This window comes from Marinobacter sp. L-13, assembly GCF_056857715.1.
On the sequence record NZ_JBSXNQ010000068.1, the window covers coordinates 250,163 to 276,345 of the forward strand.

General features: G+C 59.7%; 20 protein-coding genes. 10 read left to right on the forward strand and 10 right to left on the reverse strand.

The annotated features are described in order from the left end of the window. Positions 1-58 precede the first annotated feature (58 nt). Entirely contained in the window at positions 59-2,884 is a 2,826-nt protein-coding gene (locus tag AC13DD_RS20345; RefSeq protein ID WP_039882155.1) for a DUF748 domain-containing protein, read from the forward strand. Positions 2,885-2,886: 2 nt separating this feature from the next. Here AC13DD_RS20345 and AC13DD_RS20350 read toward each other — a convergent pair whose 3' ends face one another. Then, positions 2,887-3,711, reverse strand: coding sequence for a substrate-binding periplasmic protein (locus AC13DD_RS20350; protein ID WP_227497887.1), 825 nt, complete (start codon positions 3,709-3,711; stop codon positions 2,887-2,889). 106 nt (positions 3,712-3,817) lie between these two features. On the opposite strand from AC13DD_RS20350, the gene yfbR reads away from it, so the two are divergent. Beyond that, complete coding sequence (gene yfbR, locus AC13DD_RS20355; RefSeq protein ID WP_273018459.1) at positions 3,818-4,411, forward strand: 5'-deoxynucleotidase; 594 nt, start codon at positions 3,818-3,820, stop codon at positions 4,409-4,411. Positions 4,412-4,424: 13 nt separating this feature from the next. On the opposite strand, the gene AC13DD_RS20360 is transcribed toward yfbR, so the two are convergent. Next, on the reverse strand, positions 4,425-5,459 hold the full coding sequence (locus AC13DD_RS20360; protein WP_273070950.1) for an SPFH domain-containing protein: 1,035 nt from the start codon (positions 5,457-5,459) through the stop codon (positions 4,425-4,427). A gap of 2 nt (positions 5,460-5,461) precedes the next feature. Next, on the reverse strand, positions 5,462-5,920 hold the full coding sequence (locus tag AC13DD_RS20365; protein ID WP_008176913.1) for an NfeD family protein: 459 nt from the start codon (positions 5,918-5,920) through the stop codon (positions 5,462-5,464). 205 nt (positions 5,921-6,125) lie between these two features. On the opposite strand from AC13DD_RS20365, the gene AC13DD_RS20370 reads away from it, so the two are divergent. From AC13DD_RS20370 to AC13DD_RS20380, 3 genes are all read left to right on the forward strand, one after another. Then, complete coding sequence (locus AC13DD_RS20370) at positions 6,126-6,941, forward strand: SDR family NAD(P)-dependent oxidoreductase (RefSeq protein WP_053113553.1); 816 nt, start codon at positions 6,126-6,128, stop codon at positions 6,939-6,941. Positions 6,942-7,042: 101 nt separating this feature from the next. Then, positions 7,043-8,143 carry a GGDEF domain-containing protein gene (locus AC13DD_RS20375; RefSeq protein WP_008176916.1) on the forward strand — a complete coding sequence of 367 codons (1,101 nt, stop codon included), beginning with the start codon at positions 7,043-7,045 and terminating at the stop codon, positions 8,141-8,143. Between the two features lie 48 nt (positions 8,144-8,191). Next, positions 8,192-8,977, forward strand: coding sequence for a class II glutamine amidotransferase (locus AC13DD_RS20380; protein ID WP_288365688.1), 786 nt, complete (start codon positions 8,192-8,194; stop codon positions 8,975-8,977). Positions 8,978-9,109: 132 nt separating this feature from the next. Here the strand turns inward: AC13DD_RS20380 and AC13DD_RS20385 are convergent, their stop codons facing one another. Then, a complete protein-coding gene (locus tag AC13DD_RS20385) occupies positions 9,110-10,015 on the reverse strand; it encodes a metal-dependent hydrolase (protein WP_482931655.1) in 906 nt (301 codons plus the stop codon). Between the two features lie 225 nt (positions 10,016-10,240). On the opposite strand from AC13DD_RS20385, the gene AC13DD_RS20390 reads away from it, so the two are divergent. Next, positions 10,241-11,347 (forward strand): helix-turn-helix domain-containing protein, encoded by a 1,107-nt coding sequence (locus AC13DD_RS20390; RefSeq protein ID WP_482931656.1) that lies wholly within the window; start codon positions 10,241-10,243, stop codon positions 11,345-11,347. A gap of 366 nt (positions 11,348-11,713) precedes the next feature. Then, entirely contained in the window at positions 11,714-12,121 is a 408-nt protein-coding gene (locus tag AC13DD_RS20395; protein ID WP_176443079.1) for an NINE protein, read from the forward strand. Between the two features lie 10 nt (positions 12,122-12,131). Here the strand turns inward: AC13DD_RS20395 and AC13DD_RS20400 are convergent, their stop codons facing one another. Further along, the gene (locus AC13DD_RS20400; protein WP_053113562.1) at positions 12,132-13,499 is read right to left on the reverse strand and encodes a WS/DGAT/MGAT family O-acyltransferase; all 1,368 of its coding nucleotides are present in this window, start codon (positions 13,497-13,499) and stop codon (positions 12,132-12,134) included. 200 nt (positions 13,500-13,699) lie between these two features. Here AC13DD_RS20400 and AC13DD_RS20405 point away from each other — a divergent pair, with 200 nt between their 5' ends. Continuing rightward, positions 13,700-14,764 carry an efflux RND transporter periplasmic adaptor subunit gene (locus AC13DD_RS20405; protein ID WP_053113564.1) on the forward strand — a complete coding sequence of 355 codons (1,065 nt, stop codon included), beginning with the start codon at positions 13,700-13,702 and terminating at the stop codon, positions 14,762-14,764. After that, positions 14,764-17,928, forward strand: a complete 3,165-nt coding sequence (locus AC13DD_RS20410) for an efflux RND transporter permease subunit (protein ID WP_482931657.1) — start codon at positions 14,764-14,766, stop codon at positions 17,926-17,928. The genes AC13DD_RS20405 and AC13DD_RS20410 overlap by 1 nt, the downstream gene beginning before the upstream one ends. A gap of 135 nt (positions 17,929-18,063) precedes the next feature. Here the strand turns inward: AC13DD_RS20410 and nirD are convergent, their stop codons facing one another. The 3 genes from nirD to AC13DD_RS20425 form a co-directional block, all read right to left on the reverse strand. Continuing rightward, positions 18,064-18,432, reverse strand: a complete 369-nt coding sequence (gene nirD / locus AC13DD_RS20415; RefSeq protein WP_008176927.1) for a nitrite reductase small subunit NirD — start codon at positions 18,430-18,432, stop codon at positions 18,064-18,066. Positions 18,433-18,656: 224 nt separating this feature from the next. Next, positions 18,657-21,182: a nitrite reductase large subunit NirB gene (nirB, locus tag AC13DD_RS20420; protein ID WP_482931658.1), complete on the reverse strand. Its 2,526-nt coding sequence runs from the start codon at positions 21,180-21,182 to the stop codon at positions 18,657-18,659. 25 nt (positions 21,183-21,207) lie between these two features. Beyond that, positions 21,208-22,440, reverse strand: coding sequence for an NAD(P)/FAD-dependent oxidoreductase (locus tag AC13DD_RS20425; protein WP_288365683.1), 1,233 nt, complete (start codon positions 22,438-22,440; stop codon positions 21,208-21,210). Positions 22,441-22,824: 384 nt separating this feature from the next. Here AC13DD_RS20425 and AC13DD_RS20430 point away from each other — a divergent pair, with 384 nt between their 5' ends. Then, a complete protein-coding gene (locus tag AC13DD_RS20430) occupies positions 22,825-24,120 on the forward strand; it encodes a nitrate- and nitrite sensing domain-containing protein (RefSeq protein WP_092033062.1) in 1,296 nt (431 codons plus the stop codon). Between the two features lie 10 nt (positions 24,121-24,130). On the opposite strand, the gene AC13DD_RS20435 is transcribed toward AC13DD_RS20430, so the two are convergent. Together AC13DD_RS20435 and AC13DD_RS20440 are read right to left on the reverse strand one after the other, a co-directional pair. Beyond that, positions 24,131-24,997, reverse strand: a complete 867-nt coding sequence (locus tag AC13DD_RS20435; protein ID WP_482931659.1) for an ABC transporter ATP-binding protein — start codon at positions 24,995-24,997, stop codon at positions 24,131-24,133. A gap of 153 nt (positions 24,998-25,150) precedes the next feature. Next, the gene (locus tag AC13DD_RS20440) at positions 25,151-26,158 is read right to left on the reverse strand and encodes an ABC transporter permease (protein WP_286803757.1); all 1,008 of its coding nucleotides are present in this window, start codon (positions 26,156-26,158) and stop codon (positions 25,151-25,153) included. Positions 26,159-26,183 lie beyond the last annotated feature (25 nt).

Genomic DNA, 26,183 nt, shown 5'->3' on the forward strand with positions numbered 1-26,183 from the left:
ATCCTTGTGAACAGGCAGGTGGGCAAGATTGCCCCGGGAATCCGCCGTTTAGAAGGAGATGTCCGTGGCCCAGAGCCGTAAACGCAGTCATATGCCCAGGAATCTGTTGATCGGATTCCTGGTGCTTTTCATCCTCTATGCCCTGGCCGGTTTCCTGCTACTTCCCTGGTGGCTGGAGCGTCTGGTACCCGAGCAGCTGGACCAGCGTATGGGCTGGCAGGCAGAAATCACTGATATCCGAACCAACCCGTTCACCCTTCGAGTTGAGGCGCTGGGTCTGTCGGCCAACGATCCCCAGGGTGAGCAGGTGGTTGCCTTTGACCGGCTCATGTTGGACATGAACTTTTTCCAGCTGGTTCGGGGTATTGCCGGGTTTGAAGCCATCCAGCTGGATGAGCCCTATGTTCGGGTGGATCTGCTGGAGGACTACAGCGTCAATTTTGCGAGAGACTGGCAGGCGGCCAACCCGGGACCTGCAGAACCAGCGCCTGAAGCGTCGCAATCGGATGACGCGGCGGCGCCACCCCGGCTGTACTTCGGGAAAATTGAACTCAACGGCGGCGAAATGTTGTTCCGGGATTTTACCCAGGCGGACATGGCCGAGTTCCGGATTACCCCGATGGATCTTACCCTGAGTGATCTGGCCACCTGGCGTCGCGAGGGGCAGGACAGCGATTACTCCCTGCTGGCGGCGCTGGGCAGTCAGACCATCGAGTGGCAGGGTGATCTGAGCGTCGCCCCGTTCTACTCGAACGGCACGCTCAAGGTGTCATCGGTGGGCTATGAAACCCTGGCTCATTTCCTGGCTCCTTTCTTTCCCTATGATCTGCGTGGTGGCAGCGTCACCCTGAGCTCCGACTATGAAATCCAGGCCGGCGACGGCTTTTTCCTGGAGACGGCCAACGGTCAGCTGCAACTCGAGAATCTGGCCGTCGCTCTGGATGAACAGAGTGAGCAGGCGAGATTGACCAACGCTGAGCTTTCTGTGGATGCTGTCGGGTTCGACTTGAATGGCCGCGAAATCCGTATCGGCCAGGTCTCTCTGGACAAGCTCGATGTGGCCGTGGCCAGGAGCGCAAACGGAGAGATTGACTGGTTGGCGCCGCTGGCCACCAACAACGGTGAGACGGAGGGCGGCGGCGAAGCGTCTACCGGCGGCCAGCCATTCCGCTGGTCAGTGGCGGGCGTCGCGCTCTCCGGTGGGCGTATTCTCTGGCAGGACAGTCAACCGGCGACAGCGACTGAAATTGCCGTAGAGCAGCTTTCCGCATCCATCGGGCCACTGAGCCATCTACTTGAAGAACCGGTCTCTTACGAAATAACCGGAAGCCTGGCCAGTGGCGGCCAACTGTCACTGAACGGCCAGCTGACACCTGCACCGTTTACCCTGGAAGCCGCCATCTCCGGAAACGGCATCGCTCTGGCCGCCTTTGAGCCCTACGTTCAGGAAGGCGCCAACCTCGCCATTACCAGCGGCACTCTGGGCGTTGACGGCAACCTTGATCTGGATGGGCAGCAGGAGCCTCTCACGGGCACCTTCAGCGGCACCGCGGAAGTGGCCGGTCTGGATCTGAAGCTGCCCGACAGTTCTGGTTCGCTGGTTTCCTGGCAAACTCTGCGCCTGGCACCTATTGAATACAACGTGTATCCGGCACGCCTGGAAATAGGAACGGTGACCCTGGCCCAGCCGGTCATCAACGTTGTCCGCAATACCGACAATATCCACAACGTCGAGCGGATCGCCAAAGCGCCAGCGGCCGGTGGTCAGCAGGAGGCGACCGCAGATGCTCAGCAGGGGGAGGATTCCGAGCCGGGGTTCATTTTCCGTATTGGCCAGCTGATGCTGGAAAATGGCGAGCTGGCGTATACCGACCGCACGTTGGCGCCGGCGTTTACCACCTGGTTTGATGAGCTGAACGGCAGCGTGACAGGCCTCAGCAACATTTCCCCACAACAGGGCAAGGTCTCTATCCGGGGCCGGGTCGGCGGCGTGGCGGACCTGGACTTTGAAGGCACCATTGGCACCCTTGGTACCGAGGATGTCAGCGATCTGAAACTGAATATGCAGGAATTGTCCCTGCCTGCGCTTTCGCCTTACTTTGGTCGTTACCTGGGTTATGGCGTGGACAGTGGCAAGCTGAACCTGAATCTTGATTATGAAATTGCCGGATCCAGGATCGATGCGTCCAATCTGGTGGTGATGGATCGTCTCGAGCTGGGTTCGGCCATCGCCAGTGATCAGGCCGTTAATGCGCCGGTAAAACTCGGCCTCGCGCTGCTTCGGGACAGTAAGGGAGTGATTGAAGTCGACTTGCCCATCAGCGGCGACCTGTCTGACCCGGACTTCAGCGTCGGAAAAGTTGTGATGCGGGCGTTCGTGAACCTTCTGGCCAAGGCAGCGGCCTCACCGTTCAGTATGCTCGGCTCGATTGCCGAGCTCGCCGGCCTGAGCGGGGAGGAGCTCGGGAAGGTGAGGTTTATCCCCGGCAGTATCCAACTGGCCGAAGGCGAGGCGGAAAAGCTGGCCGCTCTGGCAGACGCGCTGCTGGACCGGCCGGACCTGTTGCTGAACATACGTGGCAACGTTGAGTCCCAGGCAGATGGCCTTGCCCTGTTGCGTGATGAACTGACTGCAAGTGGTGAGCAGGACCTGTCGGAGGAGGCATGGCAGGAGGCCCGGGAAGCCTACCTGGCCGGTGAGCGGTCACTTGCGCCGGAGGCATTGAGAAATCTGGCATCCTCGCGAGGCCAAAGCTTGCGTAACATCATGCAGCAAACCCACGGAGTCCCTGCCGATCAATTGTTCCTTCTGAGTCCGGCCCGCAATGCGGAAGTGGGTGATGAGGGCAACGTTATCGTGGCGTTCAACCTGGACGTGCGATGAAGTCAGGGTGCCTCGAAGCTGGTCAGAAAGCCCGCTGGCAACCGCAGGCCCCAGTTTTCAACGAGTTGCCGGTAGCGGCCGTCGTCCACCAGTGGCGCCAGTAGTCGAAGCATTTCGTCCGCACTCGGGGCGCCGCCCTTTCGGGCAATGATGCTGAGCTGGTAGCGTTGATCCGGCTCGTTCGAGATCAGCAATTTGTCCCGGTCTTGCGGGTGCTGGGCAAAATGTTTCTGCAGGTAAGAACGGCTGATGATGGCAACCTCGGCAACAGAAGGCCGGTCGGCCTTGATCAGATTCATGTTGCGCGTGTGGCTGTCGGAAAACTCGATATTGAATTTTTCTTCCAGCACGGAGTTGTCAGTTTCGTACCCGGTAAAACCATAGTAATAGCCGGAAATGGCCACAATAGATCGGTTGCGCAGGTCGTTAAAGAATGAGGAGTCTCTGCCGGGTTTCTTGAGAGCGACATAAAGTTCCTCGTCGGCCAGGATCGGGCGGGTAATGTCCACATCCTTCTCTGTCCAACCCCAGTCAGGGCTTTGAAAGAAGATGACGTCGTAGAGACCGGCATCGAAATCCAGGTGGCGGCGTTTGGGGGAGGTGTGGATGATATGGAATGAGACATCCGGGTGTATCTGCTCAAGCACCTCCAGCAGTCCCCCGAGGAAGCCCTCGACTTTGCCATCGGAATTGACACTGGCGATCGGGGGAAAGTGGTAAACGCCCACAGTGATTTCGGTTTCGTTTGCCCGAACCGGCGCCGTTGCCAGCATAATAGCCGCAACAAGAATGGCCATTAATCTTCGAATATGGGCTTCAGCGGACACGATATCCCCGGTTATGTAACAATTGAATACGCATTCAGAATAGCACGGGGATTTTGTGCACCTGAAGCAAAAGATTATGAACTTATGCAAAACAGGTCTGTAAGTGATGGGTAACGTTGCCAGCCATTTTTTCGCCTATGTTTCCCGCCTGCGCTGGATCAAGCGCTGGGGGCTGATGCGAAATGCCATTGAGGAAAATGTGGCCACCCATTCCTGGGAGGTGGCGACCCTCGCCCACGCCCTTGCCATCATCCGCAACCGGCATTTTGGCGGCCAGGTGAACGCCGACCGCATTGCAGCGGCAGCGCTTTACCATGATGCGACGGAAGTAATTACCGGGGATATGCCAACACCGGTGAAATACCATTCGAAGGTGATGCGTGAGGCGTTCGGGGACATCGAGCACAAGGCCGAGGCCGAGCTGCTGGCGCTGTTACCGGAGGATTTGCGGGAGGATTTTTCGCCCTACGTTCGGGAGTCTCAGCTACCGGCCGAAGACCGGGAATTGATCAAGGCCGCCGACAGGCTCTCGGCGTGGCTCAAGTGCCAGGCGGAGATCCGGGCCGGCAACAAGGAATTCGAGCCGGCCGCCCGGCAGATCCGCCAGCGGTTGGACGCAGACGGGCTGTCAGAGGTTGCCTATTTCCTGAAGGTGTTTGCCCCCAGTTACGAGCAACCCCTGGACAACCTGCTGGGGTGAAAGCTTTCAGGGCTTAACTGTTACCGGCCGAGCCAACCAGTCCGCCACGCAAGCCATCGCGCTGCAAGTGCTGGCGAACGGTGTCTTCGGGGCTGCCGGCCAGTTCCCGGAACATGCCCATGGAACCCAGCAGCGCTGAGGATTCATAGGGCACGAACACCCGCTCTCCCTCTTTCGCCATATTTGGCAGAACCTTGATATAGCTCTGGCCCAGCAGGTAGCCAATGACGGTCTGTTTGTTTTCCTCGGAGTCGCCCATGGCGCTGAGTACCAGACGGATGGACTCCTGTTCGCCCTGGGCCCGGAGAATGGCCGATTCCTTGTCGCCCTGGGCGTTGAGGATGGCGGACTCCCGCTGACCCTGGGCCATGGCGATGGCTGCTGACTTTTCACCCTCGGCTTCGGTGACCGTGGCCCGGCGTTTCCGCTCCGCAGCCATCTGCAATCGCATGGCTTCTTCCACTTCTTCCGGCATGCTGATGTCCTGAACCTCCACCCGGGTGAGTTTTACACCCCACTTGGAAGCGGCCTCTTCCATCTCGGCCTGGATCGCGTTATTCACCTCGCTGCGGGATTCAAACAGCTTGTCCAGTTCCATCTTGCCGACCACCGAGCGCAGGGTGGTCTTGGCCAGCACTTCCACCGCCTGGCTCATGTTGGCCACTTCGTACACGGCCCGGCGCGGGTCGATGATCTGGTAGTAGAGGGCGCCGTTGATCTTCACCGTCACGTTGTCGGTGGTCACCACGGGCTGTCCCGGAAAGTCCATGACCGTTTCCCGGCGGTCGATGCGGGTTTCGTCGCTCATCACCGGATGATAATCCTCACCCATGCGTACGTAGCGGATCATGGTGATCGGCCGTGGGCGCTCGATGAAGGGAATAATGATGTTCACACCGCTTTCGAGGATCCGGTTGAACGAACCGAGGCGCTCAATGACCATAACCTCGGATTGGCGCACGATGACCAGACCCTTGGCGATGATGAAGATGCCAATAGCGACCAGAATCAGGCTGATGATCAGCCCGGGTGAAAGATACTGTTCCATGCTTACTGTTCCTTGTGTGTGATCGTCTCAACAACGGCGGTCGTGCCGTCAAACTGTTTGAAAATGACGTCGGTTCCTTCCGGAAGGTCGGTTTCTCCGGTGTCAGTCACTCGCAGGCGATAGAAATCGCCATTGACCTTGATGCCTGTGGCTCCATCGAAATCCCGCTTCAGGGTCTGATAACGCCGGCCTTGCTCCACGCCGGTACCGGTTGTGCCATATGCCACACCTTTGGGTGAGAAGCGCGGACGGATCCAGCGAATGGCGACAGGTACCAGAATTCCCGAGAACAGCCCCATACCGGCCAGCTGCCATTCGAATGGTGCTCCCAGAAAGGCCAGCAAGGCGGTCAGCGCGGCCGCAATGCCCAGGGCCAGAAGTAACAGGACACCTGAGGCCAGTTCAGCCAGGCCCAGCACCAGCGCCAGGATCAGCCAGAAATGCGTAAGACTCCATTCCATACAGAAAATCCACAGATTCGGGGGAGGTAGAGGGCCGGTGTCGTGCACCGGCCAACGGCAAGGGATTGTACCGGAAACCGGGTGCCGCGTCAGAGGGTGGCCGGAATGCCATGTGGCCTGGTTCACTAAAGCCATATCCCGCAAGCAGGCAATTGTTAGAGTATCTGCTTTAATTGATGTGCCTACAATTAAGAGGTCTGTGACCATGAAGAATCTGAAGAACAAAGTTGCCGTTGTTACCGGTGCCGGTTCGGGTATCGGCCGCGCGCTCGCCAAATCGCTGGCGGACCGGGGCTGCCGACTGGCGCTGTCCGACGTCAATGAGTCAGGCCTGGCCGAAACCGCTGCAGCGCTAAGCGGCGCTGATGTAAAAACCTACCGGCTGGACGTGTCTGATCGCGATGCCATCTTTGCCCATGCGGAGGAGGTTGTGAAAGATTTCGGTCAGGTCAATCTGGTCATCAACAACGCGGGCGTTGCCCTGTCTGCCACGGTCCGTGAGATGACCGACGAAGACTTCAAATGGGTCATGGACATTGATTTCTGGGGGGTTGCTCACGGTACCCGGGCCTTCCTGCCCCATCTGATTGCCTCGGGCGATGGCCATGTGGTGAACGTTTCCAGTGTATTTGGCCTGATTGGAGTGCCCAAGCAGAGCGCCTACAACGCCGCCAAGTTTGCGGTGCGAGGATTCACCGAAGCCCTGCGCCAGGAAATGAAGCTGGAGAACCAGCCGGTGGCGGTGAGTTGTGTGCATCCTGGTGGTATCCGCACCAACATTGTCAATGCAGCGCGCATGGGCAAGTCCGAGAACGCCGTCGCCCAGCGTAAAGGCTTCGATAAACTCGCCATGACCACGCCCGAGAAAGCCGCAGAAATCATTGTAAAAGGCATCCTCAAGAATGAGTCCCGCATATTGGTGGGCCCGGACGCCTGGGGTATTGATGCGATCAACCGCCTGCTGGGTTCTGCTTACCAGCCGCTGGTGGAGCGTTTCTCCCGCAAGAACCTCTATATCTGAAGACTCGATGCGTGCGGCGGGCCTGAAGCTTGGGCTCGCTGTACGTTTTACAAACAGTTTTTCGGGGCTATACTCGGAAGCTGATCCAAGGAAGAGTCAGCATGAATACGCCTCACCATTCTGACCTGGGGGCCACTCTGGAACAGAGCCGCTCGGGTCTGCGCGACAGCCATCGCCGCTCACTGATGCGGCTGCTTTTTCTGATCACCGGCTCGGCTCTGGTGATTTTTGCTTGCCTGCAGTTTCTCAATGGCTACCCATGGGTGGCGGTTGCTGAGCTGTTTGCCAGCACTTTGCTTTTTTTCGGCGTCTGGCGCCTGAAATCCACTCCTCATCTGCAGCAGTGGGTCTATGCCTATCTGGTGCCTTTGTTCGCGTTCTTCCTGGTGATCATGCTGTTACCGGAAGCCTCGGTGTCCGCTTTCGTCTGGGTGCTGATGATGCCGGTTCTCGCCTACCTGTTGCTTGGCAAGAAAGAAGGCATGATTCTCAGCGCACCCTTTATGCTCGTCGGGGGCGTTATCTATTACATTCACCTTGGCCAGGTCGGCAGCCCCCACGCGATGATCGATCTGCTCAACATGGTGTTGTGCGGTGCACTGATGCTGGCCTTCATTCACCTGTATGAGGTGCGCCGCGAAGAGTCCGAGCAGCGCCTGGTGGACATGGCCCAGACTGACGCACTGACCGGCCTCGCCAATCGCAGCAACTTCCAGGGTACGTTGAATCGCACCATTGCCGAGTGCGATCGCAGTGGAGCCGGTTTTGCGCTGGTGGTGATGGATATTGACCACTTCAAGGTCGTTAACGACACTCTGGGCCATGAGGCCGGAGACTTTGTTCTGAAAAACATCAGCCGATGCATGACCGAACGGCTGAGGAGCACCGATTTTGTCGGCCGCCTGGGTGGCGAGGAGTTCGGCCTGATTCTGAGAGATGTGAAGCCGGCGGATGCCTTTGTCCTGATGGACGAGCTGCGCCAGCGGATATCTGACCTTGAACTGCCCTACGGGGAAGCCCGCATCCGGGTGACTGCCTCCTTCGGGATAGCCCAGTGGCCAGACCATGGTCGCGAGGCCGAAAGCCTGTTCCGGGTTGCCGATCGGTGGCTCTACAGTGGCAAGCGAGCGGGGCGTAACTGTGTGGTCGGCGCCGGCCACAATCCCCGCCAGCTTGAGATTCTCACTGTCGAAGCGAGTTGATTACGTTATTCTTGTGGCAGACATCCTCCGGCAAGAATGACGTAACCCATGTGCGAATTACTGGCCATGAGCGCCAACACCCCCACTGACCTGTGTTTCAGCTTTACCGGCCTGACCCGTCGGGGTGGACAGACCGGCCCGCACAAGGACGGCTGGGGCGTCGCCTTTTACGAAGGCAAAGGCGTACGGGCCTTCCACGACGCCGATGCCAGCGCCAATTCCCGAATCGCCGCAGTGGTCCAGACTCATCCAATAAAAAGCGAAGTGGCCATCTGCCACATTCGCCAGGCCAACGTCGGCGACACCTGCCTGGCCAACACCCATCCCTTCATGCGCGAACTCTGGGGTCGCTACTGGGTGTTCGCCCACAACGGCCAGCTCTCCGGCTTCCGTTCAAATCCGGGCTTCTACGAGCCGGTCGGCACCACCGACAGCGAAGCCCTGTTCTGCGATATCCTCAACCACCTGCGCAGCCATTGTGACCGGAACACCCCCACCGACGACATCATTGAGCGGCTGGTGCGCTTATCGAAGGCTTACGCCAGCCAGGGCGTGTTCAACCTCCTGCTGAGCAACGGCGACTGGCTGTTCACCTACTGCACCACCAAAATGGCCAGCATTACCAGAAGGGCGCCGTTTGGTCCCGCTCGTCTGAAAGACGCGGATGTAACGGTGGATTTCGAATCGGAAACGACGCCCAACGACATCGTCAGCGTGATCGTTACTGAACCTCTGACCACAGATGAAAAGTGGGATGTTTACCAGCCAGGTGAATGGCGGCTTTGGCGGAAGGGAGAAGTCATTCGATCCGGAGTCGCTGAGCCGAATGCCTGACCCGGAAGTGGGGAATCGGGCGGGGAGGTCTTTCTTCCGGGAAAAGGCAACTCGCTACGCTCAGACATCATTTTCCCTGCACAAAGACCTCCCCACCCGCTTCCCTTCAGGGTTGGGAGTTGCTTCCGTGGTTTACTGAAGCGTCCTGCGATTACCTTTCTTGTACTGTGGTGCGATGTGCGCCTGAATCTCCTCTTTGAAACGGGCAATCAGATCGCTATTGTCGTGGTCCCAGGGGTGAAAACCCGGTTTGAAGTACTCAAGCCATGTGGGAATCAGACTTGAGAAGGTGCCGTTTACGCCCCAGAGGCGCCAGAGACCCGTAGCCGTGTCTACAAGAGAGAAGTTCTTGCGGTCGTTGAGCATCATCCGGCTGGTGAAATAGGTGCTCATCACGCCCAGTGCGGCGGTGCTGAACATAAGATAAAACGCACGCTCTGCATAAGTGCCGCCAGCTGCCTGGAAAACGTCGTAGGCAACCGCCTTGTGCTCGGTTTCTTCAATGGCGTGCCAGACCCACAGCGGGCGCATGGATTCATCCATGTCCTGGCGCACATCGTCACGCTCCAGCAGCATGTCGGCCATCATGGCGGTGAGGTGCTCGAGGGCACAGGTGATGGCCAGCTGGTGACGCTTGGGCAGCTTCTTGGCAATCCCCAGAACCACCTCCAGATGCTTTTCCAGTTCTTCCACCGGCATGTCCTGGTCACGAACGTGCTGGTTCATGGCGATGTGCTCCAGGGAGTGCATGGCCTCCTGGCCGATGAACCCGCGTATCTCCTCTTTTAGTTTGGGATCGGAGATCTGGTCCCGGAACGCTCTTACCGAATCCACGAAGAACTGCTCGCCCTGCGGAAACAGGACCGAGAGGGCATTCATGATGTGGCTGATGGTGTAGCTGTTATCGACCCAGTAACGGGGCACCTGCTCACCGAACTCAAACCCCATGCGCTGGGCTGTGATGGTGACGTTGTCCGGTGTGTTGGAGGCCCGGGTAACCGGCGCCGTTTTGTTTTCTGCGGTTTTGTTGCTCAGCATGTGTGTACTCCTCACTCTGGCTGATGTCATGGCTCCAGTGTGTGGCAGTCAAGGCCGGGTAGGAAGGCGCAAAGGGGACGTCAGTCGATCAGGATGGGACACTGGCGGGAAATTGATTGGCCAGGCTGACGGCGACCCGGGTGTGCCGGGCCCCACTGTTCCGGCGGGAGGCATCTGATAGAGTCAGTTCAAGTGCTTCAGCCAACTCAATAATAAGGAATGCCAATGAGCGCAACTGGTCCGGACAAAGAACGGCAGATGCTGGGATTGTTCCTGGTGCCGGGCGCTTACCTGCGGGTTCTGGCCGAGACCGTCCGGCAACTGGGCTATAACGACCGAGTACTCTATGAAGGCCTGGATTTCACCCCGGAAGATCTCAAGTCTAACGACAGCCGGGTGTTTGTCACTGATGCCATCATCTTGGCCAAGCGGGCCGTGAACCTGGCCGGTCAGGACGGTCTCAGCTTTATGCTGGCCCGGGAGTTGCGGCTGACAATCCACGGCACCCTGGGCTTCGCGGCCCTAACCAGTCCCACCTTTGCCGATGCCCTGGATTCTGTGCGTCGATACCTGCACCTGCGGGTGCCGTTTCTCAGTATGAGCCAGTCCGAAGCGGGGGATCAGGTACTGGTAAAACTCTGCACCGAATTCGAAGTGCCCGGCCTCTACCCGTTTCTGGCCGAGACCGTCAGCGCCACCCTGATTCTGCTGACCGAACAGCTCCTGGACCGCGAGGACGCCGCCAAACACGGCTTTGCCCTGGAAGACGGCAAACTGCCGGGTGTCACCGTTCGCCTGAGCGCTCCGGAGCCGCCCTGGTACCAGCGGTTTGCCGACCAGCTTCCGGTTCGGTTCGAGTACGGCCAGGCCGACGAAATGATGGTGTTCCCCCGGGAGCTTCTCGATGTGCGTATGCGCCTGGCCGATGCGGAAGCCTCCCGAATGGCCCGGGACCAATGCGAATTCGAGCTGCAGAAGGCGCTGAAGGAACAGGGCGATATCGTCCTGGCGATCCGCAACATGCTCCGAATGATGCCCGGGCCGTTGCCGTCACTGGAAGCCATGGCCGAACGCTTCTGCGTCTCGTCGCGCACCCTGAAACGCCGGCTGGCGGACCGGGATACCAGCTATCGGGAAATTGTCGAATCGGTGCTGAAAGACCGGGCGATCCAGCTGCTCCGGTATACCAACCAATCGGTCAGCGAGATTGCCTACGAGCTGGGCTATGCCGACCTTTCCAACTTCAGCCGCGCCTTCCGGAAGTGGACCGGCAAGTCGGCCAGCGAGTTTCGCGAGGGTGGTCCGGATCCTGCCCCAGAGGTTGGGCCCTGATTTTTTGGGCCTCTTGGTTTGGAGCGTGGTCGCAGGGTGGGGCATAAATTTTTCGGGTAAAAAGCAACTCGCTTCGCTCAGACATCTTTTTCCCCGAAAAATTTATGCCCCACCCCACGCCCTGCTGACAGCTGAGAATGCCGTCAGAAGAGTTATTGCTCGTTCTTAATTTGTTTTTCTAATCCTATGCCACAATGGTTCGACGGACGGGGGGAAGGAATATTTTCCCGACAGGAAAAAGATGTCTGAGCGAAGCGAGTTGTTTTTCCCGAGGGAAAATATTCCTTCCCCCCGGCCAGCCCCCAGCACATGCAGGCTGGGTCTATAGTGTAAATCGGCTACGAATCCAGAAGGATGAGAACGGATATGACAGAACGCCCAGACACCCACAGCAAACTGATCGGCTACCTGCTCTGGATCTTCGGATTCCTGGGCTCACACCGGTTTTACTACGGCAAACCCGTTACCGGCACCATCTGGTTCTTTACCCTGGGGCTGCTGTTCATCGGCTGGATCATCGACCTGTTCCTGATCCCGGCCATGGACCGGGAGGCGGATCTTCGGTTCCGGGAAGGTGAGGTCAGCTACAACATAAGCTGGATCCTGCTGACCTTCCTGGGGGTGTTCGGGATTCATCGGATGTACATGGGCAAGTGGATTACCGGCATCATCTACCTGTTTACCGGCGGCCTGTTCCTGATCGGCGTGCTGTATGACTTCTGGACCCTGAACAACCAGATTTCCATCCGGAACGAAGAACGCCGGTTCGGTTGATCGGTTTTGCCTAAAGGCCGGCGGCGGTTTCCAGTTCGACCAGGGCCTCTTCCAGATAGTCGAGCATCCGCTGCAGGCTGGGTAGCGTGCGGCGGCAGCCGATAAGGCCGAATTCCACCTGGTCGCCGTAGCTGGTCAGGGTCATGTTCAGGGCCAGGCGATCCATGGCGATGGAGACCGGGTACATGCCGTCCATCGTGGCGCCGTTCCAGTAGCAAGTCTCTCGCGGGCCGGGAACGTTGGAAATCACCACGTTCAAGGTCTGCCATTTCGGTGCCATGCCGGTGAGCAGATTGAACGCCGCCGGCGCCAGGGTCAGGGCGGTGTAGTTGATGATTTCTTCCGCAGACATGTCGGCGTAGCGGTCCTTGGCGGCTTTCACGTCCTCATGGATCTGCATCAGTCGTGTCACCGGGCTGGTGACATCGGTGTGCAGTGAGGCGAGGATAACGCCGACCTGGTTGCCGCCGGAGCTGTCATCCTTGCGCAGGGACACCGGCACCATGGCGATCAGCGGCTTTTCCGGCAGGGCGTCCTGGTTCATCAGGTAGCTGCGCAGCGCGGTGGCGCACATGGCCATCACCACATCATTCACCGTGGTTCCGTAGATTTTACACACTGCCTTTATCCGGCTGAGGTCATAGGACTGTGCGGCGAAGCGTCGGGAGCCGGTGATCTTCTGGTTAAGAATGCTGCGGGGCGCGTGGAATATGGAGGAGTACGCGGGGTCTTTGCGGGCGTTATTGATGGTTCGCAGCAGTTCCCGGGCGACGGTGGGCACGGTACCCAGTTGCTTCCCGGATTCACCCAGCAGGTGGCCAATGCTTCGCCATAGCGAGGGGCCGCCATCATCCTTCTCACGCTCCGGGCGTGGTGGCATGGCCCAGATCGGCGGCATGTCCCGCTCGCCGGTGTCCTGGCAGAGCATCTGGGTGACCATCCGCATTGCGGATACACCATCCACCAGGGCATGGTGCACCTTGATATACACCGCAAACTGCCGTTCCCCCAGGCCTTCAATCAGATGAAACTCCCACAGCGGACGTTCCCGGTCCATCAGGTGGGAATGTTCCGCCGAGACAAACGACAAGAGTTCCCTGACCCGCCCGGGTGTCGGCAGTGCCTCGAAGCGGAAGTGGTGTTCCAGGTCCAGGTGCTCGTCTTCCACCCAGACCGGCTGGCCGAAACGGTAATCCAGACGCTGATTAAACGGCGGAGTCACCTTCGTGTACTGCCTGAGCCGGTCGGCCAGCTGTGCGACGTAATCATCCGGTGCGTCGTCGGGAAAAGAGAACAGCTGAAGACCGCCCACGTGCATGGGCTGCTGCCGCTTTTCCAGCCAGAGAAAAAGCTGATCCGTAGGGCTAAGAGGTTTCACAGGGCGTCCTTGTTGTCGGTGTTGTGACAATAGTAGCGCAGATAGCTGGCAACGTGATTGACCACGGTTCGCATTCTCCGCACCGGCCAGGTCAAACGCGGGCCAAGGTCTGGACGGGGTTTTTCTTCGTAAGCCATGAACTAAGGTTAGTAATTGCATCCATCGAAATGAATCTTGGAGAAAAGGACGTGGCTACCCCCATGAAGAGCCTGCAGGGTGTTGTTCTGTTTTTGTGCAGCCTGTTTCCGGTGCTCACCGCTGCCCAGGACCTGCCTGGTGTTCAGCTGGAAACCGTCTCTTCAGAAGATATCGTTCAGGAAGTGACCCTGAATGGTACGGTGAATGCCCTTCGGGTATCTGGCATGTCGGCGGCGGTTGCGGGCCTGCTGGACGAGGTTCGGGTGGAAACCGGTGATCGTGTTGACCGGGGCGATGTGTTGGTCGAGCTGGATGACGAATTGGTTACCTGGGAGTTGGCCGCGGCAAGAGCCGAGGCAGAAGAGGCCCGCAGTCGCCTGGAGGAAGCCCGGCGTCGCCTGCGTGAGGCCAGATCCGTCGGCGCAGGCCGCAATATCGCGGCCACCGAAGTCAGTGCACGGGAAAGTGAAGTGGCCGCCAGCGAAGCGACCCTGGCTCGCCTGGAAGCCGCCCGCCGCCAGGTGGAAGTCCGGGCCGGGCGCCACCGCGTGACCGCGCCCTTCGACGGTGTGGTCAGCCAGCGCTCCCGGGATCTCGGGGAATGGGTTACCCCCGGTGACCAGCTGCTGACTCTGGTGGATACCGACAACCTTCGTCTGGATTTCCAGGTACCCCAGTCCTTCTACAAACGCATCGACGACAACAGCCGGCTGCTGGTGCAGGATGACCAGGCACTGAGCAGCGCCACCATCGATGTTCTGGTACCGGTCAACGATCCCCAGTCCAGAACCTTTCTCCTCCGCGCCATCAAGCCCGAATCCGTGAAGCTGCTCCCGGGGATGTCGGTACAGGCGGTACTGCGGGTCACTACCGGTGAACGTGGCCTGACGGTTTCCCGCGATGCCATCAACCGGTATCCCGAAGGACGAACCACCGTGTGGATCGCCGAACCGGGGGATGAAGACACCTGGACCGTGAGCGAAAAGCGGGTGCGCCTTGGCACCGGCTTCGAGGGCCGGGTAGAGGTCACTAGTGGTCTTGAAGCGGACCAGCAGGTGGTGGTCCGTGGCAACGAGTCCCTGAGCGAGGGCATCAGCGTTCGCATTGCCGAACGGGAGAGCCGCTGATGTTTGCCGGCATTATCCGCCACGGCACTCTGGTCACCGTTATTGCCCTGATTGTCGCGATCCTTGGGGCTGCTGCAGCACTGCGGATTCCGGTCCAGATGATTCCGGATCTGGAGGTGCGGACGGTCACGGTGGAAACCAGCTGGCCAGGCGCCACGCCCCAGGACATTGAGAAGGACATACTGATTGAGCAGGAACGGTTCCTGCGCAATGTTCCTAACCTGAGCCGGATGACTTCCACCGCATCCAGCGGAGCGGCGGAGATCGAGCTGGAGTTCCCGTTCGGGGTGGATATCACCGAGACCCTGATCCAGATCAATAATGCCCTGAGCCAGGTGCCGGATTATCCGAGGAACGTCGATGAGCCGCGCATAGTGGCGGCGTCGTTCTCCTCCAACGCATTCATGTATTTTCGCATCGCCACCCTCGAAGGCAATCCCCGTGAGCTGGACATCGAGCTGATGCGCGATTTTATCGAGGACCGCGTGCGGCCCAGGATGGAGAGCGTGCCGGGGGTTTCCGAGGTTACCGTTGGCGGTGGTGCCGACCGGCAGATGCAGATCATTGTGGACGAATCCGCCCTGGCCCAGCGCGGCCTGAGCCTGGTGGATCTGCGCAACGCAATCGTGGCCCGTAACCAGGACATTTCCGGCGGCGAGATCGACTCTGGCAAGCGCCGGTATCTGTTGCGCACGGTCGGGCGCTTTGACGACGTTGAATCCCTGGAACAGCTGGTGGTACGCCGGCAGGGTGACAGCGTGGTGCGCCTTGGTGAGGTGGCCCGGGTTCAGCAGGGCCATTCCCGGATCCGGGAGCTGTCCTTTATCGACGGCCAGCGGGTGATTGGCCTGCAGGTGCGCCGTGAAAGCGGCTCCAACGTCATAGATATCAAACGCGCGATGATGGACGAAGTGGCCGCCATCAACCAGGAGGTGCTGGAGCCGGCGGGCATGAGGCTGGGCCTGACCGCAGACGATGCCCGTTACGTGGAAGCCTCGGTGGCCAATGTCTGGACCAATCTGGGTATCGGTGCCGCCTTCGCAACCCTGGTGATGTTCCTGTTTCTGAGATCCGGCCGGGCCACGTTTGCCGGGGTGGTGGGCATACCGCTGTGTGCCATAGCCGCGTTTATCGGGTTGCTGATCACCGGCCGCACCATCAACGTGATCTCTCTGGCCGGTATCGCCTTTGCCATCGGCATGACGGTGGACAACAGCATCGTGGTGCTGGAGAACATCGAGCGACACCGGCGTTTGGGGCTGGACCGTTTCGAATCGGCCCTCAAGGGCGTGCGTGAAGTCTGGCCGGCGGTGCTGGCGTCCACCACCACAACCATTCTGGTGTTCTTGCCGATCCTGTTTATCGAGGAAGAGGCGGGCCAGTTGTATTCCGACGTAGCCATTGCCATCTCTGCCGCCATTCTCGCCTCCATGTTGGTGGCAATCACCATCATACCCACCCTCTGCGCCCGGCTGGATTTCGGCCGCCGGGGCGTGACCACCGATGAATACGGCAACGAAACCTCGGGTCGCTGGAGCGGGGCCGCCATGGGGGCGGTGCGATGGCTGGTGAATGGCACGGTGCGCCGGCTTCTGGTGATGGCAGCCACCGTCGGCTTCAGCCTGTGGGTGATTTTTGTGCTGACCCCACCCGCCGAATACCTGCCGGAAGGCGAGGAGCCCAAGACCTTTGCCGCCATGTCGGCGCCGCCGGGTTACAACCTGCAGGAGATGGAAGCCATTGCCCGCCAGGTGGAAGACTACTTCCTGCCCCACGTGAACGCGGACGGCCAGGCCTACGCCGCGGGCGAAACCAGCGTGCCGCCCATGGCCTATCTCAACATGCAGGTAACGCCCACCAGGATCCGGATCATCGCCGAGACCCTGAATCCAAGGCACATCGAAGCCCTGATGGACGAGATCACCCGGTTCTATGAACAGTTCCCGGGCATGCGCGCCTTCGCGGCCAAAGGCTCCATCATTTCCAGCAACGACGGCGGCACCCGCAGCATCAACCTGGACATCTCCGGCCCGGACCTGGTGTCGGTCTACAGCGCCGCCAATGCCGCTTACCAGCGGGCCGAGGAGATCTTCGACAACCCCCGCATCCAGAGCCAGCCCTCCACGCTGTCCCTGGCGCAACCGCTGATCCAGATTATGCCCGACTGGGATCGCGCGGCTGAACTGGGTCTGGGAGCAGAAAGCATTGGCTTCACCGTAGCCTCTCTAACCGAGGGCAGCTACGTCGACGATTTCTTCCTGGACGACGAAAAGATCGATATCTACGTCTACGGCAGCGAGGGTCGCAACCCGTCACTGGACAGCCTGCCGGATGTCATGGTGCACACCCCCCAGGGTGCTACCCTGCCGCTCTCCAGCCTGGCTACCATCGAGGAAACCGTCGATACCAGCACGGTCCGCCGGGTGGACGGTCGCCGCACGGTGACTCTGAACGTGATTCCCCCGGACGATGTGCCGCTCGAAGCCGGCGTTGAGAGGGTACGCACGGAACTGTTGCAGTTCATGCGGGACAGCGGCGCATTGCCCGCGAATGTGAACGTGGATATTTCCGGCGCCAGCGATCAGCTTAATGCCACACGGGAGGCTCTGACCGGCAATTTCATCATTGCCATTGCCATTGTCTACCTGCTGCTGGTGGCCATCTTCGCGCACTGGGGATTCCCGCTGCTGATCATGACCGCAATACCGCTTGGCGTGGCCGGTGGCATTGTGGGCCTGGCCCTGATGAACCTGGTCGGTGGCCTGCTGCCCATGATCGGCCTCCAGCCTCTGCGACAACCCTTCGACATGATTACCATGCTGGGCTTCCTGATACTGATGGGAACCGTGGTGAACAACCCGATCCTGGTGGTGGACCAGGCCCGGCAGAACCTGCGCCAGAAAGGCGTTACCGTAGTACAGGCCGTCACCGCCGCCGTCCAGACCCGCCTGCGCCCGATTGCCATGACCACCCTGACCACCATCTGCGGCCTCTCGCCCCTGGTGTTCCTGCCCGGCGAAGGCACCGAGCTGTATCGGGGCGTGGGCGCCATCGTTCTGTTTGGCCTGCTTGGGGCAGCGATCGTAACCGTGACTTTTCTGCCGTCACTGACCATCTTTGTTCTTGGCTGGCGGGAGCGTTGGCGTCGCTCCAGAGAGGTTTAGCCTCGGAGTATCGCCGTCACGCGCCATGGGAAGTCTTTCTTCCGGGGAAAAGCAACTCGCTTCGCTCAGACATCTTTTCCCCTGCACAAAGACTTCCCATACCACGCGCCGGCTTTCGCCGGCATTGTTAAGGGCCTAGGCCGCGATGGATTCTCGCTGGTTGGCCCGTACTTCCAAGCGGATCTGGTTGCCGTCCAGCAGGACAGGGTAGGTTTTGACCCGCACGGTATCGTCTTCCAGACAGACACCCGTAAGCAGACTGAAATGTTGCTTGTACAACGGCGACGCCACCACCGGCTCCCCTTTCAGATCCCCGGTAATCCCCCGGGCCAGCACATTGGCGCCGCTGAACGGGTCCGTATGGCTGATGGCAAACAACGCCGGCAGCCGATGCGGCAGATAAAACACCGCCACCGGACCTTCTTCGGTCCATACCGCGATGCCAGATTCCGGCACCAGGTCGTCAACGGTACAGACGGCTTCCCAACGAGTGCGTGGTTTCATGTGCTCCTCCAATGTCGCTATTGCGAATCAACCGAATATTTCTGGTTTGTGGGGTGATTCAGCTTCAAAATTCGGTTTTATTTGTCTTATGGCGTTAACGGGTGATTTGATGAGCGTGGGGGTGGATATCTTTTACCGACAGGAAAAAGGTGTCTGAGCGCAGCGAGTTCTTTTTCCCGAGGGAAAAGATATCTGCCCCCGCGCTCCGCCCCCCAACAAGAAATCTACACGGCCTCGCTCTCCAGCTCGTTTTCGAGTAAAGGCCGACGCTGCCCCCGCTCAACAGTCCACTCCTGAACCGGATCGCACTGCGAAGGCGCATTAACAAACTCCCGGAACCGCTTCCGCTTCTCCGGATCCTCGACGGCCGTCTTCCACTCGCACTGGTAGGTCCCAACAATCCCCTCCATGTGCTCCTCCAGCTCAGCGCCGATCCCCAGACTGTCCTCAAGAACCACCTGCTTCAGGTACTCCAGGCCGCCCTCCAGATTTTCCATCCAGACACTGGTGCGCTGCAGCCGGTCGGCCGTGCGCACATAGAACATCACCACCCGGTCAATGGTCCGGATCAGCTCCTCGTCAGACAGATCCGTGGCAAACAGATCGGCGTGGCGGGGCCGCATGCCACCGTTGCCGCAGACATACAGGTTCCAGCCGTTCTCCGTGGCAATCACACCAAAGTCCTTGCTCTGGGCTTCCGCGCATTCCCGGGTACAGCCCGAGACCGCCATCTTCACCTTGTGGGGCGCCCGCAGGCCTTTGTAGCGGTCCTCCAGGCGAATCGCCATGCCCACGCTGTCCTGAACGCCGTAGCGACACCAGGTATTGCCGACGCAGGATTTCACGGTACGGAGTGACTTGCCGTAGGCGTGGCCGGTCTCGAAACCCGCAGCGATCAGCTTTTCCCAGATCTCCGGCAACTGGCTCAGGGTGGCGCCGAACAGGTCCACGCGCTGGCCGCCGGTGATCTTGGTGTAAAGATCGTATTCCTTCGCCACCTCACCCAGCACAATCAGTTTGTCCGGGGTGATCTCGCCGCCGGGAATGCGCGGCACAATCGAGTAAGTGCCGTTCTTCTGCATGTTGGCCATGAAGGTGTCGTTGGTGTCCTGAAGCGGCACGTGGTCGGTGGCCAGGATGTGCTCGTTCCAGCAGGTGGCGAGAATCGACGCCACCGCCGGTTTGCAGATGTCGCAGCCGTGCCCCTTGCCGTGCTGACTGATCAGGGTGCGGAAGGTGCGGATGCCGTTCACCTTCACCAAGTGGAACAGCTCCTGGCGACTGTACGGGAAGTGCTCGCACAGATCCTTGCTGACCTCCACGCCGCGTTTTTCCAGCTCGCTGTCCACTACGTTCTTGAGCAGGGCGGTGCAGCCGCCACAGCCGGTGCTGGCCTTGGTTTCGGCCTTGACGCTGCCAAGGTCCGAGCAGCCGGCATCAATGGCGCCGCAGATATCGCCCTTGGTGACGTTGTGGCAGGAGCAAATGGAGGCAGTTTCCGGCAGGGCATCCGGGCCCAGGGCCGGCGCTCCGCCCTGGCTCTCCGGCAGGATCAGCGTTTCCGGATTCTCCGGCAGGGTGATGCCATTGAGGGCATATTGCAGCAGGGTGTCGTAGTGGCTGTTGTCGCCCACCAGAATTGCGCCCAGCAGGGTCTTGCCATCCTCGCTGATCACCATTCGTCGATAGTGGCCGGCCTGTTCATCGTTAAAGCGGATGTTGCGAGCGCCCGGGGTCTGGGCATGGGCGTCGCCGATGGAACCCACGTCGACACCCAGCAATTTGAGCTTGGTGCTCATGTCGGCGCCGGTGAAAGCAGTCTCCCGATCACCGTTCAGGGCGGAAGACAGAGTGCGGGCCATGGTATAGCCGGGGGCCACCAGGCCGAAAATCTTCTGCTCCCAAAGTGCGCACTCGCCAATGGCGTGCACATGGGGGTCCGAAGTGGTGCAGTGGTTGTCGATGGCGATGCCGCCGCGCTCGCCGATCTCCAGTCCACTGGCCCGGGCCAGGGCGTCCTGGGGCCGAATGCCTGCGGAGAAGACGATCAGGTCTGTCTCGAGGAAGGATTCGTCGCTGAAATTCATGCGCAGACGGGCATCCTCGCCCTCGGTAATCGCTGTGGTGGCCTTCTCGGTGTGCACCTGAACGCCAAGCTCCTCAATCTTGTGGCGCAGCAGGGCGCCGCCATCGGCATCCAGCTGAACCGGCATCAGCCGGGGTGCAAATTCCACAACGTGGGCTTCCAGTCCCAGGCTCTTGAGCGCATTGGCAGCTTCAAGACCCAGCAGGCCGCCGCCTACCACCACGCCTGTGCGGGCACCTTCCGAGCTGGCGTGAATGGCATCCAGGTCATCCAGGGTCCGGTAAACCAGGCAGTGCGGGCGGTCATTGCCCTTGATAGGGGGTACAAACGGATAGGAGCCGGTGGACAGCACCAGTTCGTCGTACCGGTAGCTGCCACGGGGCGTTTCCAGAGTGCGATTTTCCCGGTTTATGCCGGTTACCTGTTCGTTCAGGTGCAGTTGAATCCCCTGCTCGGTGTACCACTCCAGGGTACCCATGGCGAGATCGGCATGGCTGGAGCCGCCGAAATACTCGGACAGGTGAACCCGGTCATAGGCCAGCTGTTTTTCCTCGCCGAACACGATGATCTCGAAATCGGCAGCGGCCGGGCTGGCGCAGAATTGTTCCAGGAAGTGATGGCCGACCATGCCGTTGCCGACGACTATCAGGGTTTTCTTGCTCATGGGTCTGTCCTCTTTCCGGAGCGGCTCATGCCGCCGCCTCGCAGTAGTTCTTGCCGAATGCAATGAAGTCCCGGTAGCGGGAAATATCGTCCTGCTGCTGAATGCGCTGGCTGTACCAGGGGCCGTCCCGGGTGTCGCCCAGCAGTACGGCGCCGGTCAGGCGCTGATTGCGGATCAGCAGCCGGCAATAGTGGTTCTGTTCGTGGTCCTGCCAGACCACGGATTCGGTGTCCCCGTCGGGGCTGATCTGTCCGCAGGAGAAAATCGGAACGCCGCTGATCTTCAGGCGGGTCGGTGTGTCCACCGGCCGATACTCGGCGTCTGGAGTGTTTCCGTTGAGCACGCCTGCAAGCACCTCGGCCTGCTGGTACCCGGGTTCCACCAGTCCGAAGGTGGTGTTTCCACGCTGACAACACTCACCCAGCGCAGAGATTGCCGGATCGCTGGTGCTTAGCTGCCCGTCCACGAGAATGCCGCGATCGCATTCCAGGCCGGCAGTCCGGGCAAGCTCGGTAGCAGGCGTGATACCGGTGGCGAATAGCACCAGATCCGTGCTGACGAGAGTTTCGTCATCCAGCTGGACGGCCCGGACCATGGAACGCCCGAGCAGGGCTTTGGGAGCCGTTCCGGTGCGAATATTTACGCCCCGCTCTTCCATGTGCTGTTGCAGGAGCTGACCCCCGATTCTGTCCAACTGACGGTTCAGAAGATGGCCGCTGCGGTGCAGCAGGGTGACGGCCATACCACGCTGGCGGAGACCTTCAGCGGCTTCCAGGCCAAGAAAGCCTCCGCCGACGACCACCGCCCGCCGATGGCGGCCAGCAGACTCAATCAGGGTCCTGGTGTCTTCCAGGTCCCGGAAGGTCATGACACCCGGAAGGTCTGCGCCCGGTAGCCCCGGTTTGGCGGGCCGAGATCCGGTGGCCAGCACCAGATGGGTATAGGGTTGCACCCGACCGGATCCGGTGGTCACCGTCTGATCTTCCCGATTGATGGTGACTACCGGTTCTCCGTTGCAGACTTCAATGCCGTTGTTCCGAAACCACTCGTCCTGTTGCAAGGCCAGCGAAGCTTCGTTTGTTTCACCGGCGAGCAGCAGCGAGAGTTGTATCCGGTTGTAGGCAGCGGATGCTTCGCCGTTGAACACGATGATGCGGGTAAACGGTCTGACTCGCCCACGGCAGAGAGCTTCCAGCAGGCGTTGCGAAACCATGCCGTGCCCGCAGATCACCAGTGTCGATTCAGTGTTTCCTGTCATTTCGCTCGAACCCGTACTTTTCGACCAAACAAAAAAAGCCGGAGCATCTATTCCCGAGGGGAAGTCGATGGTCCGGCGCCAATGCCAACAACAATGATCTGATGGTCCGGCCTGATCCTTGGCCGAGACGTTCGTCCTTACCAATTGCAAAGCGATCTTCGTGCCAGTTCTACGAACCTTTAAAAATCAGATAATTAGAATTTTATAAGGCTGCTATCACCAGTACGAACACTTGAAAACTGCCCTGCGACGGGGCGGATTGCACGGTTTTGGGCCAGATGCGGTGGCGCGGTAATTGCTGCGCACTGGCAGGAGGTTGGTTACGCGAGTGACTGATCTGACCGTGATTGTCGCATTTGAGGCTGTCTGCCTCCGGAGTCTGTTATGAACACCAAACGTGCCCCCGCCTATAAATCGCCATCCGCGGGCGACTACCTGATTGCCTCGAAAAGCTGCGAGTTGATGAACCTCCAGTACTTCTTGCAGATGGGCAAACTGGTCCAGTGCATCAGCAATCTGGTACATGCACTGCAGTGCGAGCGGGGTGCGTCTAACGTGTTTCTTGGTTCTTCCGGCGAAAAGTTTGCCCAGGAGCGAAAACACCTGGTTGCGACGTCGGATCAGCTCCGTTCTGAGTTTGAGCAGGCCCTTGCCGAGATTCACCAGGAACTGACGGCGCATCCTGTCAGTAGCCGCCTGCTTAACCAGCTTGCGAGCGCCCTTCACGGCCTTGAGGGCTTGCCCGAACTGCGACGGTGTGTGGTGGCCCGGAAAGTAACCGCGGCCTCTGCCACCGAGGATTACAGTACCCTGATCCACAACCTGATTGCGGTGGTGTTTGAGGCCGCAGATACCGCGGTTGACCCCACCATAGCGGGGCTTCTGGTGGCCATGGTGCACCTGATGAACGGCAAAGAATTCTGTGGACAGGAGCGGGCTGTCGGTTCGGCGGGGTTTTCCAGTGGCCGGTTTGATCGTGCACTGTCAGAGCGCATGGCGCACCTGATTGAGGCGCAGGAACGCTGTTTCGAGGTGTTTAACAGCTTTGCCGATGAGGGTTCCCTGGACCTGTGGGAAAAACTGCGCGAAAACCCCCGTGAGTCCGAAATTGAAAACCTCCGCCAGCGGGGCACAGCCATTGGTCGTTATAAAGACCTGGACCCGGCCCTGGCCGATGAATGGTTCAGGCTCATGTCTGAGCGGATGGATGAACTCAAAAAGATAGAGGATTCCGTGGAGGGCTGTTTTCACGCCCGTTGCACCGAGCGTTTTGCCGATGCCAGAAACTCGCTGGCCCACCAGGAAACCCTGATTACTTCCCTGGATGCCCAGGAACCGGCTTCTCAACCCATGTTGGTGCTGTGCGATTCCGGAAACGAACAACAGGCCGGTGAGTCATGGGCCAGCGACGGTATTGGTCAGCAGTTTGGCCGTTCCATCTTCGATCTGGTCCAGGAGCAAACCCGGCGCCTGCAGCAGATGACCGATGAGCTGCAGAGTGCCAGGGAAGCTCTGGAAGACCGCAAAACCCAGGAAAAGGCCGTGCTGCTGCTGATGGAACATCGCAGGATCAGCAACGACGAAGCTCACCGGGTATTAAGGAAACTGGCCATGGACCAGGGCCGGAAGTTGCCCGAGGTAGCCCGGGCCCTGGTGTCCATGGCGGATGTTCTGAAGTAACCGAAACGTATCACGCCCTGGCGGCCCGGGCCTTCGGTTGCTCACCCTCGGAGGCTTCCGGCTTTCCCGAACGACGTGTCGAGATGTGTTCCAGCTTGCGCTGTTTCTCGTACAGGAAGCGCAAGACCTCCTGCCGGTAATGCACGTATTCCGGGTTATCGGCCAGAGTCACCCGGTTGCGCGGCCGGGGCAGGTCAATGTAGAGATCCTCGCCCACGGTGGCCTCGGGCCCGTTGGTCATCATGATGATCCGGTCTGACAGCAACACCGCCTCGTCCACATCGTGGGTGATCATGATTACCGTGTTGTTCAACTCCTGCTGAATCTCCATCAACGAGTCCTGTAAGTGGGCCCGCGTCAGTGCATCCAGCGCGCCGAACGGTTCGTCCATCAGCAGCACGCTGGGCTTCATGGCCAGGGCACGGGCAATCCCCACCCGCTGGGCCATACCACCCGATACCTCACCCGGTCGCTTGTCCGCCGCATGGGCCATATTCACCAGCTCCAGGTTGTGATGAATCCAGTCGCGTCGCTCCTGCTTGCCCATGGATTTTCGAAAAACCTGCTGCACTGCCAGCTCGACATTCTCGTACACCGTCAGCCAGGGCATCAGCGCATGGTTCTGAAACACCACCGCACGCTCCGGCCCCGGCGAATTCACCTCATGGCCATCCAGCACACAGCCGCCCCTGGTCGCCTGAAGCAGGCCAGCCACAATGTTCAGGACGGTGGACTTGCCACAACCGGAGTGGCCAATCAGGGAAACAAACTCGCCCTTCTGTATCTTCAGATTAATGTTGTCCAGGGCCACAAATGGCCCCTTCGGCGTATCAAACGCCATCTCAACACCAGTCAGTTCCAAATGTGTTTTACTCATAGAAGTCACCTCTCAATCATGCGGAGCACCGGGCAGGGGATGCCTCCCGGGACCCTCAAAAACATGGATGTTTTTGCGGAGCGTACAGGGATGTATTCACCGCGTGTCCCGGGAGGCATCCCCTGCCCGGTGCGGCATACTCCAAACCAGGGCTCATTCGTTCCAGGCCGCCCTGCGCTGAATCAACAGCATCACCCGATCCAGCACAAACCCGATAAACCCGATAGCCAGAACCGCCACCATGATCCTGCTCAGGGACTGGCTGCTGCCGTTCTGGAACTCGTCCCAGACAAACTTGCCCAGCCCCGGGCTCTGGGCCAGCATCTCGGCCGCGATCAGCACCATCCAGGCAATGCCCAGCGACACCCGAAGGCCGGTGAAAATCATCGGCACCGAAGAAGGTAAAACCACCTTGCGGACATGGGTCCAGAACGACAGCCGCAGCACCCTGGAGACATTCAGCAGATCCGGATTGACCGCGGCCACACCGACGCTGGTATTGATCAACGTGGGCCATAGACTGCACAGAGTGACCGTGATCATGGAGGTCAGGAACGACTTCTCGAACATCGGGTCATCGCTCACGTAGGTTGCTGAGACCACCATGGTCACCAGCGGCAACCAGGCCAGCGGTGACACCGGCTTGAACACCTGGATCAGCGGGTTGACCGCCGCCTGGAAATGCCGGTTCAGGCCAACCACGATGCCCAGGGGCACGGCGATAGCGGTCGCCACGATGAATCCGGCCAGGACCGTAACCAGACTGGTCAGGATCTGGTCGGGAAAGGTGGGGGCACCGGGGTAATTCCGAATCCTGACCTCAGCCTCAGGGTTGTCCGCCAGAATCCGGGCGTTCCGCTCTTCCTGCATGGCAATGAACTTGTCGGCCCGCTCGCGCTGGTTGACGTGCTCCTGCCAGAGTTGCCCCGATTGTTCCCAGACCTGTGCCGGGCCCGGGAAGCTGCCCAGTGAGGTATCCACCTGCGGTGCAGCCAGATGCCAGAAACCGACGAATACCAGAATACCTATCAGTGGCAGCAACATCTGGCGCCCGGTGGCGGCGAGCTGGCCGGGTGTCAGCGACTCACCGAGGGACCTGAATCTCTGGCCCAGCCAGCGCGGCGGCTGGGAGGGTTTTTTGGCCGAAGTAATCGTAGTCATGGTTATCAAACCTCCTTGCAAACCC

Excerpts from the sequence above, each read along its gene's own strand:
- AC13DD_RS20345 (WP_039882155.1), top strand. The coding sequence starts at position 59 with ATGTCCGTGGCCCAGAGCCGTAAACGCAGTCATATGCCCAGGAATCTG.
- yfbR (WP_273018459.1), top strand. The coding sequence starts at position 3,818 with ATGGGTAACGTTGCCAGCCATTTTTTCGCCTATGTTTCCCGCCTGCGC.
- AC13DD_RS20360 (WP_273070950.1), bottom strand. The coding sequence starts at position 5,459 with ATGGAACAGTATCTTTCACCCGGGCTGATCATCAGCCTGATTCTGGTC.
- AC13DD_RS20365 (WP_008176913.1), bottom strand. The coding sequence starts at position 5,920 with ATGGAATGGAGTCTTACGCATTTCTGGCTGATCCTGGCGCTGGTGCTG.
- AC13DD_RS20370 (WP_053113553.1), top strand. The coding sequence starts at position 6,126 with ATGAAGAATCTGAAGAACAAAGTTGCCGTTGTTACCGGTGCCGGTTCG.
- AC13DD_RS20375 (WP_008176916.1), top strand. The coding sequence starts at position 7,043 with ATGAATACGCCTCACCATTCTGACCTGGGGGCCACTCTGGAACAGAGC.
- AC13DD_RS20380 (WP_288365688.1), top strand. The coding sequence starts at position 8,192 with ATGTGCGAATTACTGGCCATGAGCGCCAACACCCCCACTGACCTGTGT.
- AC13DD_RS20385 (WP_482931655.1), bottom strand. The coding sequence starts at position 10,015 with ATGCTGAGCAACAAAACCGCAGAAAACAAAACGGCGCCGGTTACCCGG.
- AC13DD_RS20390 (WP_482931656.1), top strand. The coding sequence starts at position 10,241 with ATGAGCGCAACTGGTCCGGACAAAGAACGGCAGATGCTGGGATTGTTC.
- AC13DD_RS20395 (WP_176443079.1), top strand. The coding sequence starts at position 11,714 with ATGACAGAACGCCCAGACACCCACAGCAAACTGATCGGCTACCTGCTC.
- AC13DD_RS20405 (WP_053113564.1), top strand. The coding sequence starts at position 13,700 with ATGAAGAGCCTGCAGGGTGTTGTTCTGTTTTTGTGCAGCCTGTTTCCG.
- AC13DD_RS20410 (WP_482931657.1), top strand. The coding sequence starts at position 14,764 with ATGTTTGCCGGCATTATCCGCCACGGCACTCTGGTCACCGTTATTGCC.
- nirD (WP_008176927.1), bottom strand. The coding sequence starts at position 18,432 with ATGAAACCACGCACTCGTTGGGAAGCCGTCTGTACCGTTGACGACCTG.
- nirB (WP_482931658.1), bottom strand. The coding sequence starts at position 21,182 with ATGAGCAAGAAAACCCTGATAGTCGTCGGCAACGGCATGGTCGGCCAT.
- AC13DD_RS20425 (WP_288365683.1), bottom strand. The coding sequence starts at position 22,440 with ATGACAGGAAACACTGAATCGACACTGGTGATCTGCGGGCACGGCATG.
- AC13DD_RS20430 (WP_092033062.1), top strand. The coding sequence starts at position 22,825 with ATGAACACCAAACGTGCCCCCGCCTATAAATCGCCATCCGCGGGCGAC.
- AC13DD_RS20435 (WP_482931659.1), bottom strand. The coding sequence starts at position 24,997 with ATGAGTAAAACACATTTGGAACTGACTGGTGTTGAGATGGCGTTTGAT.
- AC13DD_RS20440 (WP_286803757.1), bottom strand. The coding sequence starts at position 26,158 with ATGACTACGATTACTTCGGCCAAAAAACCCTCCCAGCCGCCGCGCTGG.